This is a genomic window from Pseudoxanthomonas koreensis (assembly GCF_010093225.1).
GTDB classification, from domain to species: domain Bacteria; phylum Pseudomonadota; class Gammaproteobacteria; order Xanthomonadales; family Xanthomonadaceae; genus Pseudoxanthomonas; species Pseudoxanthomonas koreensis.
This window is the reverse complement of record NZ_PDWM01000012.1, coordinates 39,595-65,018: the sequence shown is the minus strand read 5'-3', so window position 1 is coordinate 65,018 and position 25,424 is coordinate 39,595. Positions and strand designations below refer to the sequence as shown.

At 70.5% G+C, this 25,424-nt stretch carries 19 protein-coding genes and 1 riboswitch; of the genes, 11 read left to right on the top strand and 8 right to left on the bottom strand.

Annotation, left to right across the window (positions count from 1 at the left end):
• Nucleotides 1–52: 52 nt before the first annotated feature.
• On the bottom strand, nt 53–913 hold the full coding sequence (locus CSC64_RS05645) for a DMT family transporter (RefSeq protein ID WP_162434351.1): 861 nt from the start codon (nt 911–913) through the stop codon (nt 53–55).
• A 195-nt stretch (nt 914–1,108) separates the two neighbouring features.
• Here CSC64_RS05645 and CSC64_RS05640 point away from each other — a divergent pair, with 195 nt between their 5' ends.
• Together CSC64_RS05640 and zapE are read left to right on the top strand one after the other, a co-directional pair.
• A complete protein-coding gene (locus CSC64_RS05640) occupies nt 1,109–1,774 on the top strand; it encodes an alpha/beta hydrolase (protein ID WP_162434350.1) in 666 nt (221 codons plus the stop codon).
• Nucleotides 1,756–2,874 carry a cell division protein ZapE gene (gene zapE, locus CSC64_RS05635; protein WP_162434349.1) on the top strand — a complete coding sequence of 373 codons (1,119 nt, stop codon included), beginning with the start codon at nt 1,756–1,758 and terminating at the stop codon, nt 2,872–2,874. Before CSC64_RS05640 ends, zapE begins: the two co-directional genes overlap by 19 nt.
• A 48-nt stretch (nt 2,875–2,922) precedes the next feature.
• Here the strand turns inward: zapE and CSC64_RS05630 are convergent, their stop codons facing one another.
• The gene (locus CSC64_RS05630; protein WP_162434348.1) at nt 2,923–3,555 is read right to left on the bottom strand and encodes a DUF998 domain-containing protein; all 633 of its coding nucleotides are present in this window, start codon (nt 3,553–3,555) and stop codon (nt 2,923–2,925) included.
• Nucleotides 3,556–3,629: 74 nt separating this feature from the next.
• A riboswitch (cobalamin riboswitch) is annotated at nt 3,630–3,854 on the top strand.
• A gap of 175 nt (nt 3,855–4,029) precedes the next feature.
• Here CSC64_RS05630 and CSC64_RS05625 point away from each other — a divergent pair.
• From CSC64_RS05625 to CSC64_RS05610, 4 genes are all read left to right on the top strand, one after another.
• Nucleotides 4,030–6,543, top strand: coding sequence for a ribonucleoside-diphosphate reductase subunit alpha (locus CSC64_RS05625; protein ID WP_162434347.1), 2,514 nt, complete (start codon nt 4,030–4,032; stop codon nt 6,541–6,543).
• Between the two features lie 161 nt (nt 6,544–6,704).
• Nucleotides 6,705–7,766, top strand: a complete 1,062-nt coding sequence (locus tag CSC64_RS05620) for a ribonucleotide-diphosphate reductase subunit beta (RefSeq protein WP_162434346.1) — start codon at nt 6,705–6,707, stop codon at nt 7,764–7,766.
• A 37-nt stretch (nt 7,767–7,803) separates the two neighbouring features.
• Nucleotides 7,804–8,310 (top strand): flavodoxin, encoded by a 507-nt coding sequence (locus CSC64_RS05615; protein ID WP_162434345.1) that lies wholly within the window; start codon nt 7,804–7,806, stop codon nt 8,308–8,310.
• A complete protein-coding gene (locus CSC64_RS05610; protein ID WP_162434344.1) occupies nt 8,282–8,608 on the top strand; it encodes a thioredoxin family protein in 327 nt (108 codons plus the stop codon). Before CSC64_RS05615 ends, CSC64_RS05610 begins: the two co-directional genes overlap by 29 nt.
• A 123-nt stretch (nt 8,609–8,731) precedes the next feature.
• On the opposite strand, the gene CSC64_RS05605 is transcribed toward CSC64_RS05610, so the two are convergent.
• The 3 genes from CSC64_RS05605 to CSC64_RS05595 form a co-directional block, all read right to left on the bottom strand.
• Entirely contained in the window at nt 8,732–8,926 is a 195-nt protein-coding gene (locus tag CSC64_RS05605; protein WP_162434343.1) for an oxidoreductase-like domain-containing protein, read from the bottom strand.
• A gap of 150 nt (nt 8,927–9,076) precedes the next feature.
• Nucleotides 9,077–9,970, bottom strand: a complete 894-nt coding sequence (locus CSC64_RS05600; protein ID WP_202922317.1) for a fructose bisphosphate aldolase — start codon at nt 9,968–9,970, stop codon at nt 9,077–9,079.
• Between the two features lie 250 nt (nt 9,971–10,220).
• Nucleotides 10,221–11,006 carry a TSUP family transporter gene (locus CSC64_RS05595; RefSeq protein WP_162434342.1) on the bottom strand — a complete coding sequence of 262 codons (786 nt, stop codon included), beginning with the start codon at nt 11,004–11,006 and terminating at the stop codon, nt 10,221–10,223.
• Nucleotides 11,007–11,192: 186 nt separating this feature from the next.
• Between CSC64_RS05595 and CSC64_RS05590 the strand changes: the two genes are divergently transcribed.
• Nucleotides 11,193–12,515, top strand: a complete 1,323-nt coding sequence (locus CSC64_RS05590) for an amidohydrolase (RefSeq protein WP_162434341.1) — start codon at nt 11,193–11,195, stop codon at nt 12,513–12,515.
• Between the two features lie 4 nt (nt 12,516–12,519).
• Here the strand turns inward: CSC64_RS05590 and CSC64_RS05585 are convergent, their stop codons facing one another.
• The gene (locus tag CSC64_RS05585; RefSeq protein WP_425501681.1) at nt 12,520–14,334 is read right to left on the bottom strand and encodes an ExeM/NucH family extracellular endonuclease; all 1,815 of its coding nucleotides are present in this window, start codon (nt 14,332–14,334) and stop codon (nt 12,520–12,522) included.
• Between the two features lie 128 nt (nt 14,335–14,462).
• Nucleotides 14,463–14,981, bottom strand: coding sequence for a c-type cytochrome (locus CSC64_RS05580; RefSeq protein ID WP_162434339.1), 519 nt, complete (start codon nt 14,979–14,981; stop codon nt 14,463–14,465).
• 469 nt (nt 14,982–15,450) lie between these two features.
• Between CSC64_RS05580 and CSC64_RS05575 the strand changes: the two genes are divergently transcribed.
• The 3 genes from CSC64_RS05575 to CSC64_RS05565 all read left to right on the top strand — a co-directional run bounded on the left by CSC64_RS05575 (nt 15,451) and on the right by CSC64_RS05565 (nt 20,780).
• A complete protein-coding gene (locus CSC64_RS05575) occupies nt 15,451–18,030 on the top strand; it encodes a glycoside hydrolase family 3 protein (RefSeq protein WP_162434338.1) in 2,580 nt (859 codons plus the stop codon).
• A gap of 142 nt (nt 18,031–18,172) precedes the next feature.
• Complete coding sequence (locus CSC64_RS05570; RefSeq protein WP_162434337.1) at nt 18,173–19,735, top strand: sodium/sugar symporter; 1,563 nt, start codon at nt 18,173–18,175, stop codon at nt 19,733–19,735.
• 34 nt (nt 19,736–19,769) lie between these two features.
• Nucleotides 19,770–20,780 carry a LacI family DNA-binding transcriptional regulator gene (locus CSC64_RS05565; RefSeq protein ID WP_162434336.1) on the top strand — a complete coding sequence of 337 codons (1,011 nt, stop codon included), beginning with the start codon at nt 19,770–19,772 and terminating at the stop codon, nt 20,778–20,780.
• A 25-nt stretch (nt 20,781–20,805) separates the two neighbouring features.
• Here the strand turns inward: CSC64_RS05565 and CSC64_RS05560 are convergent, their stop codons facing one another.
• A complete protein-coding gene (locus CSC64_RS05560) occupies nt 20,806–24,561 on the bottom strand; it encodes an indolepyruvate ferredoxin oxidoreductase family protein (protein WP_162434335.1) in 3,756 nt (1,251 codons plus the stop codon).
• Between the two features lie 148 nt (nt 24,562–24,709).
• On the opposite strand from CSC64_RS05560, the gene CSC64_RS05555 reads away from it, so the two are divergent.
• Complete coding sequence (locus CSC64_RS05555) at nt 24,710–25,342, top strand: tetratricopeptide repeat protein (RefSeq protein ID WP_162434334.1); 633 nt, start codon at nt 24,710–24,712, stop codon at nt 25,340–25,342.
• Nucleotides 25,343–25,424 lie beyond the last annotated feature (82 nt).

Sequence of the window (25,424 nt, the reverse complement as noted above, 5' to 3'; positions counted from 1 at the left end):
CCCATGAATGGGGCTCCTACAGAAGGGCTCCTGCGGCGCCGGCCGCGCCGCTTCAGCGGGGCGCCAATGCGATCAGGGCGATCGCCGACACCGCCAGCGCAATGGCAATCCGGTTCAACGCCGAGGTCTTCTCGCCGAACGCCAGCACGCCCACTGCGGTGCCGAGCAGGACCACGCCGATGTTCATCGTCGCGAATACCACCGCCGGGCTGTCCGGCAGGGCCTGGTGGGCGCGCACGTAGAACACGATGTTGCCGAAGTTCAGCGCGCCCAGCAGCAGTCCGGCACCGACGTGGCGCAGCCCCGGGCGTACGCCGTGGCGCACGCGGCGCCAGGCCTGCCACGCGAGCATGCCGAAGAAGGCCAGCACGAACGCCACCATCAGCGCGGCGGTGGCCGGCGTGCCGGCCAGCGCCAGGCGCTTGAGCAGCACGTCGACCACGGCGAAGCCGGCCCACACCGCCAGCAGCAGGAGCCAGCCGCGACGGTCGGGCGCAGCGCGGGGATCGGGCCGGGCGAGGATGCCGACCACTGCGCACAGGCCCAGCGCCAGTCCCGCCAGCTTCATCGGGCCGGCCTGTTCGCCGAACAGGAGGAAGGCCGCGGCCAGCGACAGCAGCAGCGACAGGCGCTGGGCCACGTCGGTGCGGACGATGCCGGAGCGGCGCACGCAGGCGGCCAGGACCAGGAACAGGGTGGGCAGGACCAGGGCCAGCGCCAGCAGCTCCGGCCATGGCGCCCCGGGCTGGCGCAGTGCGGCCGGTGGCGGCTGCAGCAGCCAGGCGCTGAGCAGCGCAGCGGCCAGGTAGTTCCAGGTCACCATCTGCGCCACGTCCCAGCCGCGCCGCGGCGCCAGCTTCAGCAGCACCGCGACCAGCACGCTGCAGCACATGCTCAGCAGGATGAAATGCATCGGAACCCGGAGCGAGTAAGGGCCCCCATTGTAGGAGCCCCATTCATGGGCGACCCGATCCGCTCACCCCATGCCGCGTTCAACGCGACATCACCGCAGGGCCCCAACGAACGCCGCACGCCCGCCGCCTCGCCGGATCGCCCCCGAAGAAGCCCCCGCCCGAGGTGCATTCCGGCCCGCCTGTATCATGCACGCATGCCCCAGCCCGCCTTCCCCACCGAACCCACCACGCTGCTGCTCGAAGGCCCCGCCGGCGCGCTCGAGGTCGCGGTCGACTTCCCCGAGCCGGCCGGGGCCCGGCCGTTGCTGGCCGTGGTCTGCCACCCGCTGCCGACCGAAGGCGGGACCATGCACAACAAGGTGGTGACCATGGTCGCGCGCGCGCTGCGCGAACTGGGCGCGACCACCGTGCGCTTCAACTTCCGCGGCACCGGCGGTTCGGCCGGCGCCTTCGACCAGGGCCAGGGCGAGCGCGAAGACCTGCGCACGGTGGTGGACTGGGCGCGCGCGGCGCGGCCGGACGATGCGCTGTGGCTGGCCGGTTTCAGCTTCGGTGCGTACGTGAGCCTGTCCAGCGCCGCGCAGCTGCAGCCGGACGCGATCATCTCGATCGCCCCGCCGGCGGCCGGCCGCGGCTGGGAATTCGGCCAGATCGAGGTTCCCGACGTGCCGTGGCTGGTGATCCAGGGCGATGCCGACGAGATCGTCGACCCGCAGTCGGTCTACGACTGGATCGACGCCTTGCCGCGCAAGCCGCAGCTGGTGCGCATGCACGACACCAGCCACTTCTTCCACCGCAAGCTGATCGACCTGCGCGGCGCGCTGCAGCACGAAGTGAAGGCGTGGCTGCCGCCGGCGTGAGCGTGGAGGACGCAGCGCGCACACCGTCGCAGGCCTATGCCGAAGGCGTGGCCGCGGGCCGCTGGCGCGACGATCCGGCCCAGCACCCGGCGCTGCGCGAACTGGACCGGATCCAGCGCGAACTGCTGGCTGCCACCCCGACCGGCCTGCTCGCCCGGCTCGGCCTGGGCAAGCGCGCGGCGCCGGTGCGCGGCCTGTACCTGTGGGGTGGCGTGGGCCGCGGCAAGACCTTCCTGGTCGACCTGTTCTACGAGGCGCTGCCGCTGGCGCAGAAACAGCGAACCCATTTCCACCGCTTCATGCGCGGGGTGCACGAGCAGCTGCGACTGCACGCCGGCCAGTCCGATCCGCTGGCGACCATCGCCCGCGAATGGCGCAGCCACCTGCGCGTGCTGGTGCTGGACGAGTTCTTCGTCACCGACATCGGCGACGCGATGCTGCTGGGGCGGTTGCTGGAGCGCCTGTTCGCCGAGGGCGTGACCCTGGTGACCACCTCCAACACCGCGCCGCAGAATCTGTACCGCGACGGCCTGCAGCGCGAGCGCTTCCTGCCGGCGATCGCGCAGCTGCGCGAGCACTGCGTCGAGCTGGCCGCCGACGGCCGCGAGGATTACCGCCTGCGCGCGCTGACCCGTTCGCCGGTGTACCGCGCGCCGCTGGACGAAGGCAGCGAGCCGTGGCTGGCCGAACGCTGGCAGGCGCTGGCCTCCGGTACGGCCGCGCGCAACGGCAGCATCCAGATCGAAGGCCGCCGCATCGGCGTGCGCGGCCGTGGCCACGGCGTGGCCTGGTTCGACTTCGCCGAACTGTGCGAAGGGCCGCGTTCCACCGACGACTACATCGAGATCGCCCGCGAGTTCCAGATCGTGCTGCTCGGCGGCATCCCCGCGTTCGGCGCCAACAACGAGGACGCCGCCCGCCGCTTCGTCAACCTGGTCGACGAGTTCTACGACCGCCAGGTCACCCTGGTCTGCACCGCCGACGCGCCGCCGGTGGCGCTGTACGCCGGAACGCGCCTGGCTGGCGCATTCGAGCGCACGGCGTCGCGGCTGATCGAGATGCAGAGCGCGGAGTACCTGGCGCGCACGCACCGGGGCTGAGGTGCAGCGGCGCGGCACGGGCCAAGCTGCGCCAGGTGCTGGCGGCGGTCAGGTCCGGGAAGTGAGCGCGGGCGCCCGGCGCAGATGCCAGCCGGCCAATCCCAGCCAGGCCAGGTACAGCGCGATCACCGCTTTCTGCGAGCCGCCGCGCGGCAGGTCCTTCCACAGTGCGTGCAGCCACAGCCCGGCGAAGGCCAGCGCCGCCAGCGCCAGCAGCGGCGAGGCGAGCGCGCGCCAGTGCGGGTCGCGGTGCAGGGTCGCCGACTGCAGCAGCATGGCCACGCCGACGAACAGGAAAGCGCTGATCGCCGACAGTCCGTGGATGACCGCACCCGCATCGGTGACCGGATGGCCCGGACTGGCGCCGGGCCAGGTCGCGGTAACCGCCAGGGCGATGCCGCCGGCGACCAGCAGCACCGGCACCAGCACGAGCCGCGCGGCCGGCGCCAGCGTGGTCCACAGGCCGAAGGCCAGCAGCACCGAGCCCAGGCCCAGGCCGTAATACGCCGCCCGCAGCCAGGCGCTGTTCGGTCCGGCCAGGTAGAAGCTCAGCGGCGCCTGCCACCAGTCGTATTCGGGCCGCAGCGCCTGCACCGCCGCGGCCGCGACGCAGAACAGCAGCACGAGGGCGAGCACGCAGGTGCCCACGCGAGGGTGGCGCAGGGAGGCGGAGGTGGGCATCGGACGAGTGTCGCCGATCCGGGCCTGCCACGGGATGCGATACGACATATAGGTTGACGTTCGCCGATCTACCCCACTATCTTGTGTCCGTCGGTTCCGGCGGCCCGCTCGTCGCCGGATCAAAAGGGAAGCCGGTGAAGCGCGTGAAGCGCCATTCCGGCACTGCCCCGCAGCGGTAACTGGGAACGACCCCGCCAAGAGAGCACTGGGACCACGGTCCCGGGAAGCGGCGGGTAGGAGGAAGGCCCCGGCCTTCCGCGCCCCCGAGTCCGAAGACCTGCCGACAGCCGCGCGCAGCACACCGCGCGGTGCCGGCCGCGGAATCTCCGGGGGGAGATGGCTGGCGACGCAGGGACCGGCCCAGGCCGGTGGCTCTCATTCCCTGCGACGCCGCATTCCCATCCTCTGTTCCGCGACCGCCGCGCCACCGCGAGGGTCGGGGCGTCGCGTGCATCACGCAACGGAGGCAGACGCATGACCCATCAGGACACCCTCGCCAGCGAGGCCGCGCAGGACGCTGCGGCCATCCCCGGCACCGCGGGACCGGCCATTCCTCCCGCCGCGCTGCAGCAGGCGCCCGCATCCGCGACTTCCCTTGCGGCTCCGGTTGTCGCCACCGCCCCGGTCGACCTCGTGCCGCCGCCGCCCCGGGCCCCGCCCATGCCCACCCACGCCATCGACGAAAGCAGCGTCTCCACCTGGATCACCAAGGAAGCGGGCAACCGCCGCATCCCGTTCGACCGCGCGCGCGTGGAGCGCAGCATCGATGCGATCCACGCCGAATTCCCGCAGCTGGAGATCGCCGACTACAAGCGCAGCGTGTTCGGCTTCGTCGAGCGCAAGGAGGCGGTCAACGCCGACGACCTGGTCGACCACCTGATCCGCGAGGCCGAGGCGCGCGTGGACCTGGCCGCGCCGGAGTGGGAGCATTTCGCTGCGCGCATCTACCTGCGCCGCCTGTACAAGCGCGCCAGCCGCAACCGCTTCTACGACGCCGAGCAGAAGTACGGTTCCTACGTCGGCCTGCAGGAGAGCCTGGCCGACCGTAACGTCTATTCCAACGACATCCTGCGGGCGTACTCGAAGGAGGAGTTGCAGGAAGCCGGGCGCATGATCGAACCCGAGCGCGACAGGCTGTTCGCCTACAACGGCCTGTACCTGCTGGCCACCCGCTACCTGGCCACCGACACCTCGCGCGGCGTGTTCGAGCTGCCGCAGGAGCGCTGGCTGACCATCGCCCTGTACCTGATGCAGGACGAGAAGCCGCGCGAGCGGCGCATGCAGCTGGTCGGCGAGGCCTACTGGGCGCTGTCCAACCTGTACATGACCGTGGCCACGCCGACCCTGCAGAACGCCGGCAAGATCGGCGGGCAGCTGTCCTCGTGCTTCATAGACACGGTCGACGACTCGCTGCAGGGGATCTACGACTCCAACACCGACATCGCGCGCGTGTCCAAGGGGGGCGGCGGCGTCGGCGCCTACCTGGGCTACGTGCGTTCGTCCGGTTCGGCGATCCGCGGCGTGCCCAATTCGTCCGGCGGCGTGGTGCCGTGGATCAAGCAGCTCAACAACACCGCCGTGTCGGTGGACCAGCTCGGCCAGCGCAAGGGTGCGGTGGCGGTCTACCTCGATATCTGGCACCGCGACATCGAGGCCTTCCTCGACCTGCGCCTGAACAACGGCGACCAGCGCCTGCGCGCGCACGACGTGTTCACCTCGGTCTGCATCCCCGACATCTTCATGGAAGCGGTGGAGCGGCGCGGCGACTGGTACCTGTTCGACCCGCACGAGGTGAAGCGGATCAAGGGCTGGTACCTGCAGGACTTCTTCGACGGCAAGAAGGGCGAGGGCGAGTTCCGCAAGAAGTACGACGAGGTCGTCGCCGACGAGCGCATCTCGCGCAGGACGGTCAAGGCGATCGACATCTTCAAGCGGATCATGGTCAGCCAGCTGGAGACCGGCAACCCGTTCATGTTCTACCGGGACGAAGTGAACCGGAAGAACCCGAACAAGCACGCCGGCATGGTCTATTCGTCCAACCTGTGCACCGAGATCCTGCAGAACATGAGCCCGACCCGGCTCATGCAGGAGATCATCTCCGGCAACCAGATCGTGACCACCCGGCAGGCCGGCGATTTCGTGGTCTGCAACCTGTCCTCGATCAACCTGGGCCGTGCGGTGCTGCCGCAGGAAGGCCAGGGCGACCTGATCACCGACGTGCTCGAGCGCCTGATCCCGATCCAGGTGCGCATGCTCGACAACGTGATCGACCTCAACGACCTGCCGGTGCCGCAGGCCACGATCACCAACCGCAAGTACCGCGCGATCGGCCTGGGCACCTTCGGCTGGCACCACCTGCTGGCGCAGAAGGGCATCCACTGGGACGCGGCCGAGGCCGAGGAGTACAGCGATACGCTGTACGAGCGGATCAACTTCCTCACCGTGCAGGCGAGCATGGCGCTGGCGAAGGAAAAGGGCACCTATCCGTCCTTCCCGGGCAGCGACTGGCATACCGGCGCCTACTTCCGCGACCGCGGCTACAACAGCGCGCAGTGGCTGGACCTGGCCGCGCAGGTCGGGGTCAACGGCGTGCGCAACGGCTGGCTGCTGGCGGTGGCGCCGAACATGTCCACCGCGCAGATCGCCGGTTCGACCGCCTCGATCGACCCGATCTACTCGGCGTTCTACTACGAGGAGAAGAAGGACTTCCGCCGCCCGGTCGCCGCGCCGGGGCTGTCGCTGGAGACCTGGCCGTACTACGAGAAGGGCGCGTACAAGGTCGACCAGTTCGCCTCGGTGCGGCAGAACGCGCGCCGCCAGCGCCACGTCGACCAGGCGATCAGCTTCAACCTGTACGTGCCTTCGACGATCCGCGCGTCCACGTTGCTGGAGCTGCACATGACCGCGTGGCGCGAGGGCATCAAGACCACCTACTACGTGCGCTCCAACGACATCGATATCACGGAGTGCGAATGGTGTGGAAGCTGAAAGCGCATTCGCGCTTTCAGCGCCCACGGTTCGCCTCTCGAACCGCGGGCCTCTCTCACCAGCACCCAGACCCCCGCGCCTTCGGCGCGCCCCCCTGACCCAGGGGGGCTTTCCTCCATGAGGTTCGTGCCGCTGCGCAGAACCGGAACGCGAGAAAGCACATGTCCATCGCCGCACCGCTCACCGCCACCCCGCTCGAACGCATCCGCATTCTCGAGCCGCGCCACCCGAATCGCTCCACCGGGATCATCAACGGCCGCACCTCCGGCATCCTCAACTGGAACGACATCCCGTACCCGTCGTTCTACCGCGCCTACAAGGAGCTCTCGACCAACTTCTGGATCCCGGACGAGGTCGACATGAAGGGCGACGCCCGGCAGTACGGCGAGCTCTCCGCGCGCGAGAAGAACGCCTACGACTCGATCATCGGCCTGCTCGCCACCCTGGACTCGCCGCAGACGCGCTTCATCTACAACGTCGCCGAGTACATCACCGACCCGGCCGCGCACGCCAACGCGGCGATCATCGGCCAGCAGGAAGTGATCCACAACGAAAGCTACAGCTACGTGCTCGCCTCGATCACCGACCTGCAGAACCAGAACCGGGTGTTCGAGATCGCGCGCACGCACCCGACGATCCAGCGCCGCAACGCGCCGATCATGGCCTCGTACGACGACTTCATGCGCGAGAAGACCGCCGAGACCCTGCTGCGCTCGCTGACCCAGTCCTCGATCCTGGAGGGCATCAACTTCTATTCCGGCTTCGCCTACTTCTACAACCTGGTGCGGCAGAACCGGATGACCGGCACCGGCAAGATCATCAGCTTCATCAACCGCGACGAGCTGGCCCACACCAAGTTCATCAGCGAGGTGATCCGCGCCATCGTCGGCGAGAACCCGGAGCTGCAGACCGACGAGCTGACCGACTACGTGCACCAGGCCTTCCAGCATGCGATCGAGCTGGAGACGCAGTGGACCGGCGAGGTCCTGGACGGCATCGACGGCATCGACGTGGACGAGATGATCCGCTACGTGAAGTACCGGGCCAACAAGATGTCGGGGATGCTCGGCATCGAGAAGCTGTACGCGGAGACCACCGACAACGTGATGCCGTGGATCAAGGCCTACGCCGACAACTTCACCGAGACCAAGACCGATTTCTTCGAGATGCGCAACGCCAGCTACAAGAAGACCAACTCGGACAACGGCTTCGACGACCTGTAGGAGCGGGCATGACCACGACCGCCACGCCCGGCACCCCATGCGCATCCTGATCGCTTTCACCTCCCTCAGCGGCAACACCCGCGACGTTGCCCGCCAGGTGCGCGCGCGCTGCGAGGTGCTGGGGCACCAGGTGGACTGGATCGAGGCCGGGGTGCAGACCCTGGCCGACGCCGGCGAACCGCGCCACGACCTGTACCTGTTCGGCAGCTGGAGCGACAACGCCGGGCGCACGCCGTCGGAAATGAAGCACCTGATCGCCGCGCTGGTCGAGGCGGTGGGCAAGCCGCCGCAGGTGGCCGTGTTCGGCACCGGCGAGACCCAGTGGGGCGAGGAGTACTACTGCGGTGCGGTGCGCCGCATCGCCGCGTTCTTCGGCAGCGTCCACCCGCGCCTGGAGATCGAGCAGATGCCGCATGGCGAGTGCGACGCGCTGGCGATCCAGCGCTGGACCGACCATGTCCTGACCTGTACCCAACGCATGCTGGATCCGGGCATGCCGAGCGAGACCATTCTCCATGCAGACCCTGCACGCTTCGTCGCCTGACGACTACGCCGCCGCCCTGTCCGCGCACCCGCGCCTGCTGGTCGACTTCCACAAGGACAACTGCCCGGGCTGCACCATGCTCGACCTGTCGCTGAAGAAGTTTGCCGCCGGGCCGGGCGCCGCCGGCGTGGTCCTGCTCAAGGTGAAGATGGAACAGGTCGGCGAGGAATTCTTCCGCGGCCTGGGCCTGCGCCAGACTCCGACCCTGGCGGTGTTCCGCGAGGGCGCCGAGGTGGCGCGCCTGCCCGGCTTCCAGTCCCCCCCGCAGATCGCCCAGGCCGTCGACGCTCACCTGTAGGAGCTCCCTTCAGGGGCGACCCGAGGGCGCTTGGACACGGCTGCGGTCAATGCGGCCGATCCGGAAGCTTCGCGTCGAACGCGGCGCATCCGGACGGAATCGGATCGCCCCTGAAGGGAGCTCCTACAGGTCGGCGTCCGGGTGGCGCAGCTTCCATGCGGCCAGCTGCTGGCGGTATTCCTCCAGCGCCTCGGCGTAGAGGTCGTAGACGCAGATGGGGCAGCCGCTTTCGCAGCACTCCTGCGGCAGCGGCTTTTCCGGCGGCTGCGGGCGCGGGTCGTTGTCTGTCGGCGGCGGGTTGCCGGATCCGGGAAGCATCGCGAGAGCCTGTCACACCGTTTCGTAGAGCGGGGTTTGCCCCGTTGCCTTTGCGTCGTCGCCGGAAACCGGGGGGCAGCGGGGCAAGCCCCGCTCTACGTGCCGGACGGCGTTGGCGCAACCGTGGGCACGGCTGCGCCGGCGGCCGTTTCAGGCGATCGAGGCGCGGTAGATCGATTCGATCGCCGCGTCCAGCGCCTGGTTGAATTCGGCGTCGCTCTGCTGCGCGCTCAGGCCTTCGGTCAGGGCGCGGCTGAAGCTGGCGATCACGCCGGGGTTCTTCGCCAGCTTCGCGTTGGCGTCGTCGCGGCTGTAGCCGCCCGACAGCGCGACCACCTTGAGCACGGCCGGGTGGTCGACCAGTTCCTGGAAGTAGCCGTCCACGCTGGGCAGGGTCAGCTTGAGCACGACCGGGGTGGCTGGATCGAGCTGGTCCAGGCGCGCGAGCAGGCCCTTCTTCAGTTCCACTTCGATGGCCTGCTTCTCGGCGGCCTTGATGTCCACTTCCGGCTCGACGATCGGCACCAGGCCGGCGGCCAGCACCTGGCGGGCGAGTTCGAACTGCTGGTCGAGCACGCGGGCGATGCCGCCGGCATTGTTGGCCTTGATCACCGAGCGCTCCTTGGTGCCGAACACGCCCTTGGCCCTGGCCCGCGCCAGCAGCGCGTCCAGCCCGGGGATCGGCTTGAGCAGCTGCACGCCGTCGGCCTCGTCCTCCAGGCCCTTGTCGATCTTCAGGAACGGGACCACGCCCTTGTCTTCCCACAGGTAGGCGACCGCGTCCTTGCCGCCGAAGCTGTCGTCCATGGTGCGCTCGAACAGGATCGCGCCGAGCACGCGCCCGCCGCCGAAGGCCGGGCTGGTGACGATGCGGCTGCGCATCGCGTGCACCAGGGCGAACATCTCCGCGTCGCCGGAATAGGCCGATTCGTCGATGCCATAGAGCTTCAGAGCCTTGGGCGTGCTGCCGCCGCTCTGGTCGAGGGCGGCGATGAAGCCCTGGCCGGTGGCGATGCGGTTCTTCTGTTCCTGGTTGATGGACACGGTGCGCGGTTCCTGTGGGTACTCAGGGGGACCGGCATGGTAGCGCGCCGCGCCGCTTCCGTCGCCCGGGCCGGGGTGTTCCGCTGACCCCACCGCAGCGCGATGGCCTTCTGTAGGAGCCCACTTCAGGGGGCGACGCGGGCGCCGGAAGGCGCGGTGTCCAGCGCGCAGGCTCCGGAGGTGTCGCGTTGGGCGCGGCGCCTCCAGGCATCGTCGGGTCGCCCCCTGAAGTGGGCTCCTACAGGAAGCCCTACAGGGCCAGCCAGGTGCGCAGGGGGTGGGTGGGGTCGGCCAGCAGTTTCAGCGCCAGCAGCAGCGACACCGTCACCAGCAGCGGCTTGATCACCTTCGTGCCGTGGCGCATGGCGAAGCGCGACCCCAACTGCGCGCCAAGGAACTGCCCGGCGCCCATCAGCAGGCCAACCTTCCACAGCACCGCGCCGCTGGCCAGGAACACCACGGACGCGCCCACGTTCGAGCCGAAATTGAGGAACTTGGTGTGCGCGGTGGCCTTGAGCAGGCCGAACCCGGCCAGGCCGACGAAGCCGAGCATCAGGAACGAGCCGGTGCCCGGCCCGAACACGCCGTCGTAGAAGCCGATCACCGGCACGAAGGTCAGCCCGAACACGCGCGGCGACATCCGCCGGTGCCGGTCGACCGCGCCGATGTCCGGCTTGAGCGCGAAGTACAGGGCGATCCCGACCAGCAGGAACGGCAGCAACGCGCGCAGCCAGGCGCCGGGCACGACCGTGGCCGCCAGCGCGCCGGCCACCGCGCCTGCCGCGGCGGTGAGCACCATCGGCAACTGCCCGTGCAGGTCCACGTGCCCGTGCCGCGCGGACGACCAGCTGGCCGAGGCCGAGCCGAACAGCGACTGCAGCTTGTTGGTGCCCAGCGCCGCCAGCGGTGGGATGCCCGCCAGCAGCATCGCCGGCAGGGTGACCATGCCGCCGCCGCCGGCGATGGCGTCGATGAAGCCGGCCAGCACCGCGGCGAGGAACAGCAGCAGCAGGATCTGCAGGGCGAGTTCGGGCATGGCGAGGCCGGGGGGAAGGTGCCGGCGCGGAGGGCGTGGCGCGGGCCGTCATTCTAAGGTCCGGCGGTCGTTCTCCTGCCCGCCGTCTCCCATGGGCGCGGATGGCGGCAGGTCCGGACGGGCCCGATCCCGCCACCGGGCGGGCACAACCGGTAGCATCGATGGACCACCTACCGGAGTCGCGCGATGTCCCTGGCTGCCCGCTCGAGTGTTTCCCTGCTTGCCTGCGCCCTCGCGCTTGCCCTGCCTGCGTCGGCCGGCGCCGCGCAGCGCCCCGAAGTGGCCGCCGCGGCCGCGCAGCTGCAGCAGCAGGTGGTCGACTGGCGCCGCGACTTCCACCAGCACCCGGAGCTGTCCAACCGCGAGGTGCGTACTTCGAAGATCGTGGCCGAGGAACTGCGGCGGATGGGGCTGGAGCCGAAGACCGGGATCGCCCACCACGGTGTCGTGGCGATCATCAAGGGTGGCAAGCCGGGACCGCGGATCGCCCTGCGCGCGGACATGGACGCGCTGCCGGTGGCCGAGCGCACCGGGTTGCCCTTCGCCTCGAAGGCCACCGCCGAGTTCCGCGGCGAGACGGTCGGGGTGATGCACGCCTGCGGCCACGACGCGCATACGGGCATCCTGCTCGGCGTGGCCAAGGCGCTGGTGGCGATGAAGGACACCCTGCCGGGCGAGGTCATGCTGGTGTTCCAGCCGGCCGAGGAAGGCCCGCCGGTGGACGAGGATGGTGGTGCCTCGATGATGCTGGCGCAGGGCATCTTCGATGGCTTCAAGCCCGAGGCGGTGTTCGGGCTGCACGTGTTTTCCACCGTGCCGGCCGGGCAGATCGCGGTGCGCGGCGGGCCGCTGATGGCGGCCTCGGACCGTTTCAGCATCAAGGTGGTCGGCCGGCAGACGCACGGTTCGCGGCCGTGGGGCGGAATCGACCCGATCGTGGCCGCGGCCGACCTGGTCGGCAGCGCGCAGACGATTGTTTCCCGCCGCACCGACATCGCGAAGCTGCCGGCGGTGGTCACCTTCGGCGCGGTCAAGGGCGGCATCCGCTACAACATCATTCCCGACGACGTGGAGCTGATCGGCACCATCCGCACCTTCGACGCCGGCATGCGCGAGAAGATCTTCGCCGACCTGCGCAACGTGTCCGAGCACGTGGCCGCCGCGCATGGGGCGAAGGTGGAGGTGAAGGTGCCCGACAGCGAGGGCAACCCGGCCACGATCAACGACCCGGCGCTGACCGCCAGGATGCTGCCCAGCCTGCAGGCGGTGGTCGGCGCAGGCAACGTGTTCGAGCCGCCGTTGCAGATGGGCTCGGAAGATTTCTCGCTGTTCGGGCAGAAGGCGCCGGCGCTGTTCTTCTTCGTCGGCGCCACCGCGCCGGGCACCGACCCGGCGACTGCGCCGAGCAACCATTCGCCGGAGTTCGTCCTCGACGAGACCGCGCTGGACGTGGGCTTCCGCGCGCTGCTGCAGGTGAGCCTGGACTATCTGCACGGCCCCGCCGGCTGAGCCGCTACAGGTCGAAGCCCAGCAGCAGCGGGTCGTGGTCGGAGCTGCGCCAGGGGCCGGGCACGTTGCGGCCGGCGTAGCCGGCGTCGTCCGGCTCGTCGGCGTTGACGTGCCATTCGGCCGCGCCGCGCAGGTGCGGCAGCAGCGACGGGCTCAGCAACGCGTGGTCCAGGCGCCCGCTCAGGCCCTGGTAGACGTAGCTCCAGGGGCGCCCGGCCGCGCTGCCGCTGGCGGCGTCGCCCGCAGCGCCAGTCCCGGCGCCAGCCGCAGAGCCAGCCGCAGCGTCGGCGACGGCAGCGAAGGCATCGCTCCAGCCCTGCTCGCGCAGCCAGCGCACCGGGTCTTCCATCGCGTAGGCGTTGAAGTCGCCGAGGATCACCACGCGTTCGCGGTCCTTGCCCAGCGGCGCCGATTCCAGCCAGCGGTGCAGGCGCTGCGCCGAGTCCAGGCGTAGCCCGTTCCAGCAGCCCTGGCCGTCCTTCTGGTCGGCATCGGCGCCTTCGGCCTCGCTGCAGCCCTTTGACTTGAAGTGGTTGGCGACGACGACGAATTCCTTGCCGCCGTCCTTGCGCCTGAACGCCTGCGCCAGCGGCACCCGGCTGCGTTCGCCGAACGGTCCGCCCTCCAGCACCGCCGGCCTGCCGCGCGCGACCACGCGATCGCCGCGGTAGATGAGGCCGACGCGGATGGTGTCCGTGCCCGGGCCGCGGCCTGCATCGACGAAGCGCCACTGCGCGCTATCGCCCTCATTGAGCTCGCGCAGCAGCCGCGCCAGGCTGGAGTCCGCGTCATGGCCGTCATTCTCCAGCTCCATCAGCGCGGCCACGTCCGGGTCGAGGTCGCGGATGGTGGCGACCAGCTTGGCCAGCTGCGCGTCCAGCGCCTGCGGCGTGCGCGCGCCGCGTTCGGTCGGGAAACCGCCGCCGCGGCCGTCGCCGTTGAACAGGTTCTCCAGGTTGAACGCGGCCACGCGCACGTTGCCGGGCACCTGCGGCGGCGCCGGCCGCGCGGCGGCCTCGATCCGCGGCGCGGCGTCGAGCTGCAGCCGCCAGCCGCCGTGGCGCTGTTCGACGATGCCTTCGGCGTCGCGCACCGTGGCGCCCACGCGCGGGATCTCGCGCCCGTCCAGCCAGGCGACCTGCGCCGGATCGCGCTGCTGGCTGCCGTCGTCCAGCAGCAGCCGCTGGCGCGCGTTGCGCGCGGCCCCCGTCGCGTGCTCCGGCGAACCGGGTCGCGCCACCTCGCTGGGCTGCCACTGGCGTCCGTCGAACGACACCGCCAGTTCGCCGAAGCGCTGCACCGCGTCGGTGCCGGTGACGGCCAGCGGCGCATCGATGCGCACGCGCATGCCTTCCAGCGCTTCCCAGTCGGCGGGCAGCGCATCGAGCGCCAGCGCGGGCACCGGCGCGGCGTCGCGGCAGCGGTCGATGTGCCCGGCCAGCAGCGTGGTCGCGCTGTCGGCGCCGCGTTTTTCCTCGATCACCCGGCCGTGGAAGCGGCATTGCCGGCCCGCGGCCACGTCGGCGGGGAACTGGAAGCCTTCGGCGGCGCGCACGAACAGGCCGTCGGAGGTGGCAGCGTCGCCGTCGCCGGCGTCCTGCACGAACAGCCCGCCCAGGCCTTCGCGGAAATCGGCGCTGACGGTGGCGGTGAGCACCACCGGTTCGCCGGCCAGCGGGCTGGCCGCGCCGCGGCCCTGGACCTGGGCGATCGCGACCGCGCGGCCTTTCGCCGGGCCGCCCGTTGCCGGCTCGCCCCTGTCCGCGGCATTGGCGGCCGACCCGGTGCCGGCAAGCGCCGGCAGCGGTCCGGCAGCCAGGAGCAAGGCCAGCGCGGCGACGCGGTGGGCGGGGAATCGGCGCATGGGCGTGCCCTCGGCGGTGCGGAATCGATGCTGCGGAAACGACAACGCCGCCCGGAGGCGGCGTTGGTGCGATGGAGCCGGGCTTACTTGAGGTTGGCGAGCATCCAGTCGACCGTGGCGATCACCTGCTCATCGGTCAGTGCCGGGTTGCCGCCCTTCGGCGGCATGATCCCGCCGTCCGGGCCGGTGAAGCCCTCGATGGCGTGCCTGTGCAGGGTTTCGGCGCCCTGGGCGATGCGCGCATCCCAGTGCGCGTGGTCCAGGGTCGGGGCCATGCCCACGCCGTTGGTGTGGCAGGCGCCGCACAGGTTCTCGTAGATCACCGCGCCGTCGGTGGTGCCGCCGTAGGCGACCTGGCCGGCGGCCTTGGCCGCGGCGGCGGCCGCGGCGGCGGCCTGTGCGGCGGCGCCGGTGTCGCCGGCATAGACCGCACCGACCGGATGGATGCGCGCCGCGGTGCGGCTGGCGGCCGTCGGCGAGATTTCCGGCGGCAGCTGGCGGTGCAGGTACGCAGCCAGCAGGATCAGGCCCACGGTGACCAGGCCCAGAAAGCCGATCACCAGCGAGAAGCGCTTGAGGAATTCCAGGTCGTAGTTACGCACATCCCATCCTATGGCGAGTGGCGCGGCCGGCCACAGCTGGCGCCGATTATAGAGAGGGTCGCGCCGGCTTCGGAAGCCGGAAGGCCTTGGCGGCCGGTGGTGCACGGGCGCGGAGGGGCGGCGGGGGGTCGCGTGGCGGCCCGGCGCGGAGCGCGCGCGCGGTCCCGCGACCGCCGCAAAGCGGTTGCTGCGATGCCACAGGCGCGGCGGCGCGCCATTCCCGCCGGCGGCGCCCGCCGCGCTTGCCCCGCCGCGCCCGGTGCCCGCCGTTGCGCGGTTTTCCGACCCTGCGGCCCGCGGCGCGGGGGATGCCGGGGTGCGGGCCGGCCCATGCCATCCCGGCATGGCTGGGCGCTGCGGTTGACAGCGCTGCCATTCCTGACGAAGCCTCTGCGGCCGTCACTGCCTGACCGCGGCGTGGCTCCCGGGGACCGGGCGCCGGCCCGAACGAACAGAGGGAGCAACCCTGATGAGCACCCACGCCGGCACCGCCGTGCCCGCCACCCGTTTCCGCAACGCGCTCGCCGCCGCGCTGGTCCTGGCCGTCCTGGCTGCCTGCAACCGCAGCGCCGAACCGGCCGCGACCGCCGCCGCCCCGGCTGCGGCCGACGGCAGCATCCATCCCGGGCAGTGGCCGCAGCTGGCCTGGCCGCTGGCCGCCGACCCGGCGCTGGAGAAGCAGGTCGACGACCTGCTGGCGACGATGACCCTGGAGGAGAAGGTCGGCCAGCTGATCCAGGGCGACATCGGCAGCATCACCCCCGAGGACGTGCGCAAGTATCGCCTCGGCTCGATCCTGGCCGGCGGCAGTTCCGATCCGGGCGGCAGGTACAACGCGACCCCGGCCGAATGGCTGGCCCTGTCCGATGCGTTCTGGGAGGCGTCGATGGACACCTCCGGCGGCGGCAAGGCGATCCCGGGGATCTGGGGCATCGACGCGATGCACGGCCAGAGCAATGTCGTCGGCGCCACCCTGTTCCCGCACAACGTCGGCCTCGGCGCCACCCGCAACCCGGAACTGCTGCGGAAGATCGGCGAGATCACCGCGATGGAGACCCGTACCACCGGCATAGAATGGGCGTTCGCGCCGACCGTGGCGGTGCCGCAGGACGTGCGCTGGGGCCGCGCCTACGAGGGCTACTCGGAGAACCCGCAGGTGGTGGCCGGGTTCGCGAAGGCCATGGTCGAGGGCCTGCAGGGCAAGCCCGGCGAGCCCGGCTTCCTCGGCGACAGCCGGGTGATGGTCTCGGTCAAGCATTTCGTCGGCGACGGCGGCACCACCGGCGGGCGCGACCAGGGCGACACCCAGGTCAGCGAGGCCGAGCTGCGCGACGTGCACGCGGCCGGCTACAGGACCGCGATCGAGGCCGGCGCGCAGTCGGTGATGGCCTCGTTCAACAGCTTCCACGGCACCAAGATGCACGGCCACCAGCCGCTGCTGACCGACGTGCTGAAGGGGCGGATGAATTTCGGAGGCTTCGTCGTCGGCGACTGGAACGGCCACGGCCAGATCCCCGGCTGCACGAATGACGATTGCCCGGCCACCTTCACCGCCGGCCTGGACATGGCGATGGCGCCGGACAGCTGGAAGGGCATGTACGACAGCACCCTGGCCGCCGCGAAGGACGGCACGCTGTCGATGGCGCGGCTGGACGACGCGGTGAAGCGGATCCTGCGGGTCAAGTTCCGCATGGGCCTGTTCGACGCGCCCAGGCCCTCGCAGCGCGCGCTGGGCGGCAAGTTCGAACTGCTCGGCGCACCGGAGCACCGCGCGGTGGCGCGGCAGGCGGTGCGCGAGTCGCTGGTGCTGCTGAAGAACCAGGGCGGCGTGCTGCCGCTGCGCACCGGGCAGAAGGTGCTGGTCGCCGGCGATGGCGCCGACAACATGAGCAAGCAGACCGGCGGCTGGACCCTGAACTGGCAGGGCACCGGAACGGTGCGCGCCGACTTCCCGAACGCGGACACGATCTGGGAGGGCCTGCAGCGCGCAGTGAAAGCCGGCGGTGGCCAGGCCGAGCTGGCGGTGGACGGCAGGTACAAGTCGAAGCCGGACGTGGCCGTGGTCGTGTTCGGCGAGAACCCCTACGCCGAGTTCCAGGGCGACATCCCCAACCTGCTGTTCCATCCGGGCGACGACAGCGACCTGGAGCTGATCCGCAAGCTCAAGGCCGACGGCATCCCGGTGGTGGCGGTGTTCATCAGCGGCCGCCCGCTGTGGATGAACCGCGAGATCAACGCCGCCGACGCCTTCGTTGCCGCGTGGCTGCCGGGTTCGGAAGGCGCCGGCGTGGCCGACGTGCTGCTGCGCAAGGCCGACGGCAGCGTCGACCACGATTTCAAGGGCAAGCTCAGCTTCTCCTGGCCGCGCAACGCGGTCGACGCGGCGGTGAACAGGCCCGGCCACGACCCGCAGTTCGCCTTCGGCTACGGCCTGACCTACGCCGACAACGGCGACGTGGCGCCGCTGCCGGAAGACTCGGGCATCGAGGGCCTGCAGGCGCCGGCGGGCGTGTATTTCGCCGGCGGCCAGCTGGCCCCGGGCCTGTCGCTGAGCCTGGAAGGCGCGCAGGCGCCGGCCGGGGCGGTGACCACGGTGCCGGTCGCGCTGGCCGGCGACGCGCTGGCGGTGACCGCGGTGGACCACGAACGGCAGGAAGACGCGCGCCGCCTCCCCTGGTCCGGCGCGCAGCCGGCCGCCGCGGCGATCCGTTCCGAGCCGCCGCAGGACCTGGCCCGCGAGACCAATGGCGACCTGCTGCTGGTGCTGACCCTGCGCCCGGACGCGGTGCCGGCCAGCGGTTCGGGCAGCGCCAGCGCCGGCGCCGGCACCCCGCTGCCGCTGCGCGAAACGCTGGCCGCGCTGCCCGCCGGGCAGTGGACCACGCTGGGCATCCCGCTGAAGTGCTTCGCCGCCAGCGGCGCGGACACCGCTAAGCTGGACCTGCTGCTGAAGCTGCACAGCGACGCGGCCGCCACGCTGTCGGTGTCGCGCGTGGCGGTCGGTGCCGTCAGCGAGGCGCAGCACATCCTGTCCTGCCCGCAGTCGTAGCAACGATCCAGGACCGGCGTCGCCTCCGGGAGGGCGGCGGCGCCGGCTGCATCACCGCTTCCGCCTTGCCGGCGTCGTGCCGACGCGGATGGCGGGCCACGCCCTCCCGCACACCCGAGCGCAAGCAACCCGGAGAGCGCGGATGAAGCTGGCAACACTGGACGTGGTGATCGTGCTGGTCTACCTGGCGGGCATCTTCGCCTTGGCCCAGTGGGTCTCGCGGGAGAAGGCGGGGCACCAGAAATCGACCACCGACTACTTCCTGGCCAGCCGTTCGCTGCCCTGGTGGGCGATCGGCGCCTCGCTGATCGCGGCCAACATCTCCGCCGAGCAGATCATCGGCATGTCCGGTTCCGGCTACGCCCTCGGTCTGGCGATCGCCTCCTACGAATGGATGGCGGCGGCTACGCTGCTGATCGTCGGCAAGTTCTTCCTGCCGATCTTCCTGCGCAACCGCATCTACACGATGCCGCAGTTCCTCGAGGAGCGGTACGGCACCCGCATCCGCACGCTGATGGCGGTGTTCTGGCTGGGCCTGTACGTGTTCGTGAACCTGACCTCGATCCTGTGGCTGGGCTCGATCGCGGTGACCCAGGTCACCGGCATGGACCAGATGCTGGCGCTGGCCCTGCTCGGCCTGTTCGCGCTGGCGTACCAGTTGTACGGCGGGCTCAAGGCGGTGGCGCTGACCGACATCGTCCAGGTGACGCTGCTGGTGATGGGCGGCCTGCTGGTCACCGGGATCACCCTGGGCCACATCGGCGACGGCAGCGTGCTCGGCGGCTTCTCGAAGCTGTGGGCCGAGCATCCGGGCCACTTCGAGATGATCCTCAGCAAGGACAACCCGTTCTACAAGGACCTGCCGGGCATCAGCGTGCTGATCGGCGGCATGTGGATCATGAACATCAGTTACTGGGGCTTCAACCAGTACATCATCCAGCGCGCGCTGGCGGCCAAGGACATCAGGGAGGCGCAGAAGGGCGTGGTGTTCGCCGCGTTCCTGAAGCTGCTGATGCCGCTGGTGGTGGTGGTGCCCGGCATCGCCGCGGTTGTGCTGGCGCCGGACCTGGCCAAGCCCGACCAGGCCTATCCGACGATGATGGCGCTGCTGCCCGGCGGCATCCTCGGCCTGGTGTTCGCCGCGCTGGTCGCCGCGATCGTGGCCTCGCTGGCCTCGAAGATCAATTCGGTGGCGACGATCTTCACCCTGGACTTCTACGCCAAGAAGCGCCCGGATGCCGGCCAGGGCCACCTGGTGCGCGTCGGTCGCATCGCCGCGGTGGTGTCGGTGCTGCTGGCGATCCTGACCGCGCGCCCGCTGCTGGGCAGCTTCGACCAGGCGTTCCAGTACATACAGGAATACACCGGTTTCTTCACCCCGGGCATCGTGGTGATCTTCGTGCTCGGCCTGTTCTGGAAGCGGGCCAACGAGGCCGGCGCGCTGGCCGCGGCGACCGGTTCGTTCGCGCTGTCGATCGTGCTCAAGCTGGCTTGGCCGTCGCTGCCGTTCATCGACCGCGTCGGCCTGGTGTTCCTGCTGGCGCTGGCCCTGGCCTGGGGCGTGTCGCTGGCGACGCGGCCGCCGCAGGCCGGCAGCGACCTGATCCGCACCGACGACGTCGACTACTCGACCAGCGCCGGCTTCAACGTCGCCGCGCTGGGCGTGGTCGCGATCCTGGTCGCGCTGTACGCGGTGTTCTGGTGAGCACGGACCGGGCCAGGGCGGGAGCGGGATGACGATGCGGATCAGGATCGAGGACGTCGCCAGGCAGGCCGGCGTGTCGATGAAGACGGTGTCGCGCGTGCTCAACAACGAGCCGGGCGTGCGCGAGGCCACCCGCGCGAAGGTCATGGAGACGGTGGCCGCACTCAACTACCGCCCTGACCCCTCGGCGCGCAGCCTGGCCGGCAACCGCTCGTACCTGGTGGCGCTGCTCTACGACAATCCTTCGCCGAACTACCTGATGGAGATCCTCACCGGCGTGGTCGAGGCCTGCGAGAGCCACCACTACGGCATGGTGATGCAGCCGGTGGGCTTCCACAGCCCGGACTTCCTCGACGCGGTCGACGCGCTGGTGGTGGGGACGCGCCTGGACGGGTTGATCCTGACCCCGCCGCTGACCGACAGCGCCGAACTGCTGGACCGGCTCGACCAGCGCGGCATCCCGTTCTCGTGCATCTCGCCGAAGGAGCGCGAGGGCCGCATCGGGGTGACCCTGGACGAGCACGAAGCGGTGTGCGAGCTGATGGAGCACCTGGTCGCGCTCGGCCACCGCCGCATCGCCCACGTGCGCGGCCATCCCGACCACGGCGCCAGCGAGTGGCGCCTGGCCGGCTACCGCACCGCGTTGCGCCGCGCCGGGCTGCGCTACGACCCGGCGCTTGTGGTCGACGGCGAGTTCTCGTTCGATTCCGGCCTGGCCGCCGGCCGCCAGTTGCTGGCCCTGGCCGAGCGCCCGACCGCGATCTTCGCCGCCAACGACGACATGGCCGCCGGGGTGATGCGTGCGGCCAGCGAGCTGGGCCTGCGCGTACCGCGCGATGTGTCGGTGTGCGGCTTCGACAACACGCCGATCTCGCAGCAGATCTTCCCGGCGCTGACCACGGTGCAGCAGCCCACCCGCGACATGGGCCAGGTGGCCACCGTGCAACTGCTCAACGCCATCCGCGACCGCAGCGCGGGGCGGATGGTGCGGATGCCGTACGCGCTGCAGCTGCGTCAGTCGACCGGGCCGGTGCCGGGCGGCTGAGACCAGCGCCGCCGGCACGGTCGCGCTATGCCGCCGCGTGGCGATCCACAACGCGCAGCGGGCTGTCCCAGTCCTGCAGCAGCTGCGCCTCGCGCGCCTTGGCCTTGTGCAGGTGCGCTTCCTTGACGTGGCCGTAGCCGCGGATGTGCTCGGGAATGCTGGCGATCTGCGCGGCCAGCTCCAGGTTGCCCGCGTCCAGCTTGGCCAGCAGCTTCTCCACGGTGGTGAAGTAGTCGGCGATCAACTGCCGCTCCATGCGTCGTTCGGCGGTGCGGCCGAACACATCGAACGCACCGCCGCGCAGGAACTTCAGCTTCGCCAGCCAGCGGAACGCGGTGAACACCCATGGCCCGTACTCGCCCTTGACCAGGCGACCCTGCCCGTCCTTCTTCGCCAGCAGCGGCGGGGCCAGGTGGAAGCGCAGGGTGTAGTCGCCCTCGAACTGCTGCTGCAGGCGGCGCTGGAACTCGCCGCTGGTATACAGGCGCGCGACCTCGTACTCGTCCTTGTAGGCCATCAGCTTGAACGCGTAGCGCGCCACCGCCTCGGCCAGCGCGGTCGAACCGGGCGCCTTCAGGTGCTCGGCAGTGCGCACCTTCGCCACCAGGTCGGTGTAGCGGCGCGCGTAGGCGGCGTCCTGGTAGTCGGTGAGGAACTTCTCGCGGCGCGCGACCAGCTCGTCGAGGCTGCGCGACAGGCGCAGGTCGTCCAGCGGCAGCGCGACGATGTCACCGGTGGCGACGTCCAGGGGGGACGACAGCGGCGAGGCGCCGGCAGTGTCCATGCCGGCGCTGTCCGGCAGGCCGCGCAGTTCGCGCTCGGCACGGACCGGCCGCGGCGCGCTGGTGCTGCCCCACTCGTTGCCTTCCCAGTCGCCCGGCGGCAGCTGGTGCAGGCCATCGGGCACGCGCTCGTCGGCGGTGGCCGGATTGGACACCAGCCCAGCGGCGGCCGCCACCGCCTGCGGGTCGATTGCGGCCAGCCGGCCCCAGGCGAAGGCCTGGCGGTTCATTTCCACGGCCGCGCCGTTGAGCTCGATCGCACGCATCAGCGCGGCGAAGGAGATCGGCACCAGGCCCAGCTGCCAGGCGTAGCCGAGCATGAACAGGTTGCTGGCGATGGCATCGCCGAGCAGCGCGGTGGCCAGTTGGGTGGCATCGAGCAGGCGCGGTTCGCGCCCGCCGAGCGCGAGCCGGATGCCGCCGATGATGTCGGCGGCGGGGAAGTGCAGGTCCGGGCGCGTGGTGAAGGTGCCGGGCATCGCCTCGTAGGTGTTGAGCACCACTTCCGAGCGCTCGCCGCGGACCTTGGACAGCGCCCAGTAGTCGTTGACCACGACCATGTCGCAGCCCAGCACCAGGTCGGCTTCGCCGGCGGCGATACGCACCGCGTGGATGTCCTCGGGCGTGCGAGCGATGCGGATGTGGGTGGTGACCGCGCCGCCCTTCTGCGCCAGGCCGGTCTGGTCGAGCACGGTGGCGCCCTTGCCCTCAAGGTGCCCGGCCATGCCCAGCAGGGCGCCGATCGTGACCACGCCGGTGCCGCCGACGCCGGTGATGAGGATGTTCCAGGGCTGCTCCAGCGCCGAGCGGAACGCCGGCTCGGGCAGGCCGTCCAGCAGCGCCGCCGCATCGGCCTTGCGGCCCTTGCGCGGCTTGCCGCCGTGCACGGTGACGAAGCTCGGGCAGAAGCCCGACACGCAGGAATAGTCCTTGTTGCAGTTGGACTGGTCGATCTCGCGCTTGCGCCCGAACTCGGTCTCCTTCGGCAGCACCGACACGCAGAAGCTCTTCTGCCCGCAGTCGCCGCAGCCTTCGCAGACCAGGGTGTTGACCATCACCCGCTTCTGCGGGTCCTCGAGCTTGCCGCGCTTGCGCCGGCGCCGCTTCTCGGTGGCGCAGGTCTGGTCGTAGATCAGGATCGAGGTGCCCTTCACCTCGCGCAGGCGCTTCTGTACCGCATCGAGCTCGGCGCGGTCGAAGAACTCCATGCCGCCGGGGAACAGCTCGCGCTTGTGCCAGCGCGAGATGTCGTCGCTGACCAGGACGATCGTGTCCACGCCCTCGGCGCGCATCTGCCAGGCGATGTCCGGCACGCTGAGCTGGCCGTCCACCGGCTGGCCGCCGGTCATCGCCACCGCGTCGTTGTAGAGGATCTTGTAGGTGATGTTGACCTTGGCCGCGATCGCCTGGCGGATCGCCAGCGAGCCGCTGTGGAAATAGGTGCCGTCGCCCAGGTTCTGGAACACGTGCGGCGTGTCGGTGAACGGCGCCTGCCCGGCCCAGGTGACGCCTTCGCCGCCCATGTGGGTGAAGGTGTCGGTGGAGCGGTCCATCCAGGTGACCATGTAGTGGCAGCCGATCCCGCCCTGCGCGCGCGAGCCTTCCGGCACCACCGTGGAGGTGTTGTGCGGGCAGCCGGAGCAGTAGTGCGGCACGCGCGGGAAGTTGGCGCGGGGAAGCGCCATCTCGGCTTCCTTCGCATCCATCCAGCGCAGCCGCTGCTCGATCGATTCGGTATTGAAGAAACGTTGTATGCGCCGCCCGATCACCCCGGCGATGGTCGCCGGAGTCAGCTCGCCGGTGGACGGCAGGATCCACTCGCCGGCCTCGTCGTACTTGCCGACGATGCTCGGGCGGCGGCCCCAGTCGGCCGGCCAGTTGTAGAACTGCTCCTTCATCTGCCGCTCGATGAAGGCGCGTTTCTCCTCGACCACGACGATGTCTTCCAGGCCGCGGGCGAACTTCGCGATCCCTTCCGGCTCCAGCGGCCAGGTCATGCCGACCTTGTACACGCGGATGCCGATGTCGCGGCAGGCGGCCTCGTCCAGGCCCAGGTATTCCAGCGCCTGCAGCACGTCCAGGTAGCTCTTGCCGGTGGTGACGATCCCCAGCCGCGGCCGTGGCGAGTCCAGCACGATGCGGTCGATGCCGTTGGCGCGGGCGAAGGCCTGCGCGGCGCGCACCGCGTAGCGGTGCAGGCGCATCTCCTGCTCCAGCGGCGGGTCCGGCCAGCGGATGTTGAGCCCGGCCGGCGGCAGTCCGAAATCCTCCGGCAGCACGATCGTGCGCGCGAACGGATCCACCTGCACCGAGGCCGAGGATTCCACCGTCTCGGCGATGGTCTTGAAGCCGATCCAGCGCCCGGTGTAACGGCTCATCGCCCAGCCGACCAGGCCCAGGTCGAGGATGTCCTGCACCCCGGCCGGGTTGAGCACCGGCATCATCGCGCTGACGAATTCGTCCTCGCTGCCGTGCGGCAGCGTGGAGCTGCGGCAGGCGTGATCGTCGGCGGCCAGCGCCAGCACCCCGCCGTGCTTCGCCGTGCCGGCGGCATTGGCGTGCTTGAACACGTCGCCGCAGCGGTCCACGCCCGGGCCCTTGCCGTACCACATGGCGTAGACGCCATCGACCTTCGCGCCGGGGAACAGGTTGGCCTGCTGTGTGCCCCAGACCATGGTCGCGCCCAGGTCTTCGTTGAGGCCGGGCTGGAAGCGTACCTTCGCCGCCTCCAGGTGCCTGCGCGCGCGCCACAGCTCCAGGTCGAAGCCGCCGAGCGGGCTGCCGCGGTAGCCGCTGACGAAGCCGGCGGTATTCAAGCCTGCCGCCGCATCGCGCAGTTGCTGCATCAGCGGCAGCCGCACCAGTGCCTGCACCCCGCTCAGGTAGATGCGGCCGTCGCGGCGGGTGTACTTGTGCTCCAGGGTGTAGTCCTGGTCGAACGTCTCCAGCCCGGGCAGGTTCGCGGACGAAGGCGAGGTGAGTTCGGCGGTGCTGGTCATTGGCGGGCCCCGGGGCTGGCTGGAACCGGGCCTCGCCGGCCCGGCTCCGAATGATATCAAGCGGCATTCTGTGATGGCCCGCACTCCCGGACTGTGCTGCACTGCGGTTAGGATGGGGGGTGGGAGGAGTTTTCTGCGGGGATAGATCGTGAAGAAACTGCGTTTTCCGCTGGCTTTCGGGCTGGCGTTCGCTTCGCTGCTGGTCCAGGCCCAGTCGTTGCCTGCGCCGAAGGAGTTCTATTTCGACGCTGATGCGCAGACCACGCGCCCGGTCGTGGCCCTGCGCGGCGAGGGCGATGCGCTGATCGACCAGCTCGCCGCCAGCGTGGCGCGCAAGCCCAGCGACGTGGAATCGCGCGCCCAGCTGGCGCGGGTGGCGATGCGCTCCGGGCGCAAGGACCTGGCCGAGGAGCTCTACCAGGCCGCGCAGCGCAACGTGACCGGCAACCAGCGCCTGGCCCGCCAGGTCGGCTGGAACTACGGTTGGGACCTGTACCAGGCCGGCGAATACCAGCGCGCGCTGGAACAGTGGCGGAAGCTGCTGGGCGGTTGGCCGGCCGCGCCTGCGTGGCAGCCGCCGACCCTGGCCCTGGTGTTGTGGAAGCTCGACCGCAGGAGTGAGGCGCTGGCCTGGTACGCGGCGGCGGTGCGCACCGAGCCGGACCTGTGGAACAACAGCGCCAACTTCGCGCAGTTGCTGCCGGACTGGAGAGAGGAAGACCGGCAGGCGCTGGCCGAAGTCCTGGCCGCCTGGCAGGCCGATCCGCCGGCTTGGCCGTGAGCACGACTGCCCGCGCATAGCGCGCGGGCTCCGCATCCGCAGGGCAGGGCAAGCCCCGCTCTACGCAGCGCGTGCAGGTGGC

Bases quoted from the DNA above. Each gene is read 5' to 3' on its own strand.
- CSC64_RS05645 (WP_162434351.1), bottom strand. From the start codon at position 913: ATGCATTTCATCCTGCTGAGCATGTGCTGCAGCGTGCTGGTCGCGGTG.
- CSC64_RS05640 (WP_162434350.1), top strand. From the start codon at position 1,109: ATGCCCCAGCCCGCCTTCCCCACCGAACCCACCACGCTGCTGCTCGAA.
- CSC64_RS05630 (WP_162434348.1), bottom strand. From the start codon at position 3,555: ATGCCCACCTCCGCCTCCCTGCGCCACCCTCGCGTGGGCACCTGCGTG.
- CSC64_RS05625 (WP_162434347.1), top strand. From the start codon at position 4,030: ATGACCCATCAGGACACCCTCGCCAGCGAGGCCGCGCAGGACGCTGCG.
- CSC64_RS05620 (WP_162434346.1), top strand. From the start codon at position 6,705: ATGTCCATCGCCGCACCGCTCACCGCCACCCCGCTCGAACGCATCCGC.
- CSC64_RS05615 (WP_162434345.1), top strand. From the start codon at position 7,804: ATGCGCATCCTGATCGCTTTCACCTCCCTCAGCGGCAACACCCGCGAC.
- CSC64_RS05610 (WP_162434344.1), top strand. From the start codon at position 8,282: ATGCAGACCCTGCACGCTTCGTCGCCTGACGACTACGCCGCCGCCCTG.
- CSC64_RS05605 (WP_162434343.1), bottom strand. From the start codon at position 8,926: ATGCTTCCCGGATCCGGCAACCCGCCGCCGACAGACAACGACCCGCGC.
- CSC64_RS05595 (WP_162434342.1), bottom strand. From the start codon at position 11,006: ATGCCCGAACTCGCCCTGCAGATCCTGCTGCTGCTGTTCCTCGCCGCG.
- CSC64_RS05590 (WP_162434341.1), top strand. From the start codon at position 11,193: ATGTCCCTGGCTGCCCGCTCGAGTGTTTCCCTGCTTGCCTGCGCCCTC.
- CSC64_RS05575 (WP_162434338.1), top strand. From the start codon at position 15,451: ATGAGCACCCACGCCGGCACCGCCGTGCCCGCCACCCGTTTCCGCAAC.
- CSC64_RS05570 (WP_162434337.1), top strand. From the start codon at position 18,173: ATGAAGCTGGCAACACTGGACGTGGTGATCGTGCTGGTCTACCTGGCG.
- CSC64_RS05565 (WP_162434336.1), top strand. From the start codon at position 19,770: ATGCGGATCAGGATCGAGGACGTCGCCAGGCAGGCCGGCGTGTCGATG.
- CSC64_RS05560 (WP_162434335.1), bottom strand. From the start codon at position 24,561: ATGACCAGCACCGCCGAACTCACCTCGCCTTCGTCCGCGAACCTGCCC.